This is a genomic window from Arthrospira sp. PCC 8006 (assembly GCF_046480465.1).
Lineage (GTDB): Bacteria > Cyanobacteriota > Cyanobacteriia > Cyanobacteriales > Microcoleaceae > Limnospira > Limnospira platensis.
In genome coordinates, this window is sequence record NZ_PKGG01000281.1 from 1 (window position 1) to 5,627 (window position 5,627).

Sequence of the window (5,627 nt, forward strand, 5' to 3'; positions counted from 1 at the left end):
TTAAAGCCATTGCAGAGGACAAAATTGCTGCTAAGAATTATCACTTTCGGAGTTAGTATTTTGGGGGCGAGTAGCAGCTTGGATCTGTTCTGCTTCCCGATTAAACTCGGTCTTAAATTCCTGGGAGGCTTCTTGAAACTTGCGGATCGCCTCTCCTAAACTGCGACCCATTTCGGGTAATTTTTTCGGACCAAAAATCAAAAGTGCTAATACCAGGATGACAGCCATCTCTGGTAAACCCATGCCAAAAATATTCATTTAATGTCTCCAGTAGTTGGGAAGTCGCCTAGGGTATAGTCCCTGTTAACAGGGAACTTGGGGCTAAAAATATGGCGATCGCTAGTTCAATATGATTCCCAGGGAGAGCCGCACATAGCCATTAAACAAACCTGACCAGAAATCCATAGCGATCGCCAATTTAGCCAGTTAGTAGATTTGCGCCTCTCCCGGACCCTCAACTTAGCGAGTTAGGTTAGCCCAGTCCACGCTGACATTTTCGAGAATCAGTGAGGAGTTATAGATCTGTAGGATAATCAACAGAAACACGAAGAATAACCCCATAAAAACTCCCATCAGGGGAGTAGTACCCCAACCGGGGGCAACCTTACCATATTCTGAGTTGAGGGGTCTGAGTCGATCGCCTAACCAAGTCCTTTGTGCCATAAGTCACCTTTAAATGGGTTGAACAGCAAATTTTAATGTTTCGTAATATTATATAAGAACAAGGCTCATAATTGAATCAAATATCATGGAACCTGCAATAGCTCTTAACATTTCCCTCGCTGCCACCGTGGTAGCGATCGCTGCCTATGCCATTTATACCGCCTTCGGTCCTCCCTCGGAAGAACTCAGTGACCCCTTTGAGGATCACGAAGACTAATTGAGGCAGCAGCATTGCGAGCATAACCGACTGTAGCCCGGTCCGTTGATAGTGCAAGATCTGATAGGATCGAGACTCTACAACCTTTTAGACAAGACCAGCATGGGCAACACATTTGGGCATTTATTTAGGATCACCACCTTCGGTGAATCCCACGGTGGGGGGGTTGGAGTCATCATCGATGGCTGTCCTCCCCGCCTCCCCCTGGACATCTCAGAAATCCAACAGGAATTAGATCGTCGCCGACCCGGACAAAGCAAAATTACCACCCCTCGCAAAGAAAGCGACACCTGCGAAATCCTCAGTGGGGTATTTGAAGGGCACACCCTAGGAACCCCGATCATGATCATAGTCAAAAATAAAGACACCCGCCCCCAAGATTATGATGAAATGGCGAAAAAATATCGCCCCTCCCATGCCGATGCTACCTATGATGCTAAATATGGGATTCGCAATTGGCAAGGCGGCGGTAGGTCTTCCGCTCGTGAAACTATTGGTAGAGTAGCAGCAGGTGCTATAGCCAAAAAAATCCTTAAACAGGTCGCCAACGTGGAAATCATCGGTTATGTCAAACGCATCAAAGACCTAGAAGCAGCGATCGAGCCGGCAACCGTTACCCTTGAACAAGTCGAAAGCAATATAGTCCGCTGTCCTAACCCCGACAGCGCCAAACAGATGATTCAACTAATTGAAGACATTAGAGACCAGGGGGACTCCATTGGCGGCGTAGTCGAATGCGTAGTTCGTAACCCTCCTACTGGACTAGGTTCGCCAGTATTCGATAAACTAGAAGCAGACCTAGCCAAAGCCGTCATGTCCCTACCCGCTAGTAAGGGTTTTGAAATCGGCTCTGGTTTCGCTGGCACTATGCTCACAGGTAGTCAACATAATGATGAATTTTATATTGATGACACTGGAGCCGTCCGCACCCTGAGCAATCGTTCCGGCGGTGTCCAGGGGGGAATTTCTAACGGAGAACCAATAATTTTGCGAGTTGCCTTCAAGCCAACTGCTACAATTCGTAAAGAACAGAAAACTGTCACCCGTGAGGGCGAGGAAACCACTCTGGCAGCAAAAGGACGACATGATCCTTGTGTTTTGCCCAGAGCAGTTCCTATGGTAGAAGCAATGGTTGCCTTGGTACTCTGTGACCATCTATTGCGCGATCACGGTCAGTGTAGAACTTTAAATCCTGAAGATTAAAACATGGAAACCATCACCCCATCTTCTGTGTTGGCAACTGGTCGAGATAACCCAGACTCCTGTGATCAAAATCCCGATGATTTTGTGGTGGAGTTTTGGGGAGTTCGCGGCAGTATCCCCACCCCAGGAAAAGATACCATCCGCTATGGTGGTAATACCTCTTGTTTGGAAATGCGTATTGCCGGAAAAAGGCTGATTTTTGACGGTGGTACTGGGTTACGCTCCCTGGGTGATTCCCTAATACCACAAATGCCTATGGAAGCCTATATGTTTTTTACCCATTACCACTGGGATCATATCCAGGGTTTCCCCCTGTTTACCCCGGCTTTTACCCCGGGGAACTGCTTTCATATCTATGGCACTATCCCCCCAGATGGAGAATCGATGAAAAAGCATTTCATCGATCGCGTACTTCATCCTAACTCCCCCATTCCCCTGAGTGGATTACAAGCAGATCTGAGGTTTTATGAATTGAAACCGGGGGACACTATGATGCTTGATGATATCAAGATTGAAACCGGACAACTGAATCACCCCAATACTGCTATGGGGTATCGTGTCACTTGGCAAGGACGAACTGTGGTCTACTGTTCCGATACAGAGCATCTGCCTGATGGCTTGGATGAGAATGTGGTAGAATTGGCTCAGGGGGCTGATATCCTTATTTATGATGCTATGTATACTGATGAGGAATATCATAATCCTAAGTCTCCCAAGGTGGGTTGGGGACATTCAACCTGGCAAGAAGCAGTGAAAATTGCGGAGGCGGCGGATGTGAAACGGGTGGTGATTTTTCATCATGACCCTAGCCACTCAGATGATTTCCTTGACCAAATTAGCCATGAAGTCCAGGCGGTTTTTCCCAAGGCAATTATGGCTCGTGAAAGGTTGATTTTGCCGGTGCATAGTTAGCGATCGCTCCCCATAGTATCGGAATTCAACATTTCCAACAATCGCTCAAATTGAAAGTCTTCCACAATACTGGTTAAAGTCTTGGCTAAATCTGAATGCTCTGGGGGAATTTGTTTGATCAAAGATAGGATCATCATATCATTTCCTAATTGAGCAGCATAGTGGATTTGCTCTAACCATTCTGCTGGCATCATCGCCAAGGTGTCGGTATTTATGGCTACATGGTCATGGTTTTGAGGTTCGGAAGTGGCTACGGCGGCAGAGGCGATCGCATTTGGTTCATCAACTTGGTATTTGACCCCCAAATATTTAGTCAGGGTTTCTAAAACTTGTTCCCGCCGAAATGGCTTACTAATAAAGTCATCACACCCGGCATCAATACAGTTTTGTCTTTGTTCAGTAAAGGCACTGGCTGTAATGGCAACAACTACCGGAATAGCATCAACTTCAGACTGTTTAATATATTGGGTGGCTTCAAACCCATCTATCACTGGCATATGCATATCCATAAAAATTAAGTGGGGATGCCACTGTTGCCAAAGTGCGATCGCTTCCTGTCCATTTTCAGCTTCCCGAACCTCAAAACCCACATCCTGCAATAATGTAGTGAGTAATAACCGATTAACTGGGTTATCTTCCACCACCAAAATTCGATAGTCTTGCTGTCCCGGTGCTAACCGACAAGCCTGATTTAATGTATTCTCAGATTCATTAACCATCTGGTCTGCCACACCCACGGGAATTTGGAAACTAAAACAACTACCATGACCCAGTTCACTACTTACCTGAATTTCACCCCCCATTAAATTCACAAATCTTTGAGATATCACTAATCCCAGACCCGTCCCCTGTTGCGATTCTCGACCCGATTGGGTTTGCTTAAATGCTTGGAATAAGTCATTAATTTCTTCCGTTGCAATACCGCATCCACTATCTATAATCTCAAACCTCAAGTAGGTATTACTCACCCCATTATCCTCAAATAACCCTAGGTCTTCATCAACTTGACCAACCGACACCTTTAAAGTCACTTCCCCTTCCCGGGTAAACTTAATAGCATTACTAATTAAATTCACCAATACTTGGCGCAATTTACTTTCATCAGTTCTCACGAATTTCGGCACCGACTCTTCTACCTGGAAATTGAGAGTTAATCCCTTCGACTCAGCCTTGAGTTGCAACATGACTTGAATAGCTTGTAAACAGCGTTTAATTGCAAACTCAGTCGGGTTACAAGTAATCCGTCCCGCCTCGATTTTTGACATCTCCAAGACATCATTAATTAACCCTAGTAAATGTTGCCCACTTTGATTAACAATTTTAATATATTCTTGATGTTTGGCTGCTAAAGTGCGATCGCGTTGTAGCAATTGAGTAAAGCCTAAAATAGCATTAAGAGGAGTGCGAAGTTCATGACTCATATTAGCCAAAAACTCACTTTTAGCCCGGTTAGCAACATTAGCAGCATCAGCAACCCGTTTTAACTCCGCCGCCTGTTTCTGAGTTTGTGCGAACAATTCCGCCTGTTTCACAGCCACTCCTAGCTGATTAGCAATTTGAGTAACCACCTTAGATTCTGCCGTTTTCCACTCTCGCGGACCATCATTTTGATACACACATAATAATCCCCAAAGTTGATATCCTTGAAAAATTGGACTAATGATATATGAGCGGATTTGAAATTGTTCTAAAAATTTCAGGTAGCAATCCGAAAAACCCGAATTGTAAATATCTTGAACACAACAACAACTTTTCTCTCGTGAGTAAAACCCTCCCTGAGTTTCTTTTAAGTAAGTATCCTCAATTAATTCGTGAGAAGAGCCTAGTTTTTTGACAATACAATGATCTTCATCTACTGTATTCTGTGTAGTCGCTTCTTCTCCCTGATTTTCGCTCAGAATTTTCTGCCATCCCGGACTCACAGACTCTTTGATTATCACCCCACTCCAGTCAGCATTAAACCGATAAATTAGGGCACGATCTACTTCAATTGCCGTCCGCAACTCATTAACAGTTGCCTGAAAAATTACCTCCAAATTCAAACTTTGTCGCATTTGTGAAATCACCCGATTAATGGCTCTCTCCTGGTCTGCCATAAGTTGCATAGCTATTTCTGTAGCCATGCGCTCTTGAATTTGATTTTCCAGGGCAATATTAATATTTTTGAGGGCTGATGTTCGTTCCTCAACCCTTATTTCTAGGTCTTCATAGGCTTGATTTTTAGCTTCTTCTGCCCATTTTCTTTGTAGTTCTGTAGCTGCCCTGGATGCGAAAATATTGAGGACAGCTTGCGCTAGTTCATCTTGGACTAAAGGCTTCACATCTAAGATAGATAAAATCCCGATCGCTTTCTGATTTTGAGCCATCAATGGAATGCCCAAATAACTGTGAACAATTAGGGGTCGAGATAGACCTCACGGTCTACCCCTCCCATTCAAAACCGTGCTTGCGAGTTTCCCAGCACACGGCTCCTAGTTTGACTGCCTCCTTGTTAAGAGTACAGCATCATCTCTTCATCAAGAGCTGTTTTATCATCGTGACAGTGGCGATGTAATAATTGGAGATTATTGTATTCATCCTTTCCGCCTTGGCTTCTAGRTACAAWSTGTTCTACTTCAATTAAATCTKATGG

At 44.5% G+C, this 5,627-nt stretch carries 7 protein-coding genes; 3 read left to right on the forward strand and 4 right to left on the reverse strand.

Features of this window, described 5'->3' with window-relative positions; translation table 11 throughout:
- Nucleotides 1–30: 30 nt before the first annotated feature.
- A complete protein-coding gene (locus B9T16_RS25040; protein WP_006618394.1) occupies nucleotides 31–258 on the reverse strand; it encodes a TatA/E family twin arginine-targeting protein translocase in 228 nt (75 codons plus the stop codon).
- Between the two features lie 201 nt (nucleotides 259–459).
- Nucleotides 460–663, reverse strand: coding sequence for a photosystem II reaction center phosphoprotein PsbH (psbH, locus tag B9T16_RS25045; protein WP_006618393.1), 204 nt, complete (start codon nucleotides 661–663; stop codon nucleotides 460–462).
- An 85-nt stretch (nucleotides 664–748) separates the two neighbouring features.
- Here psbH and psbN point away from each other — a divergent pair, with 85 nt between their 5' ends.
- The 3 genes from psbN to B9T16_RS25060 all read left to right on the forward strand — a co-directional run bounded on the left by psbN (nucleotide 749) and on the right by B9T16_RS25060 (nucleotide 2,995).
- Complete coding sequence (gene psbN / locus B9T16_RS25050) at nucleotides 749–880, forward strand: photosystem II reaction center protein PsbN (protein ID WP_006618392.1); 132 nt, start codon at nucleotides 749–751, stop codon at nucleotides 878–880.
- 102 nt (nucleotides 881–982) lie between these two features.
- Nucleotides 983–2,083 (forward strand): chorismate synthase, encoded by a 1,101-nt coding sequence (aroC, locus tag B9T16_RS25055; RefSeq protein ID WP_006618391.1) that lies wholly within the window; start codon nucleotides 983–985, stop codon nucleotides 2,081–2,083.
- 3 nt (nucleotides 2,084–2,086) lie between these two features.
- Entirely contained in the window at nucleotides 2,087–2,995 is a 909-nt protein-coding gene (locus tag B9T16_RS25060; RefSeq protein ID WP_006618390.1) for an MBL fold metallo-hydrolase, read from the forward strand.
- Here B9T16_RS25060 and B9T16_RS25065 read toward each other — a convergent pair.
- Nucleotides 2,992–5,361, reverse strand: a complete 2,370-nt coding sequence (locus B9T16_RS25065) for a response regulator (protein WP_410246041.1) — start codon at nucleotides 5,359–5,361, stop codon at nucleotides 2,992–2,994. The genes B9T16_RS25060 and B9T16_RS25065 overlap by 4 nt on opposite strands.
- Before the next feature lie 125 nt (nucleotides 5,362–5,486).
- On the reverse strand, nucleotides 5,487–5,627 hold a 141-nt coding region (locus B9T16_RS25070), incomplete at its 5' end, for an HNH endonuclease (protein ID WP_410246042.1).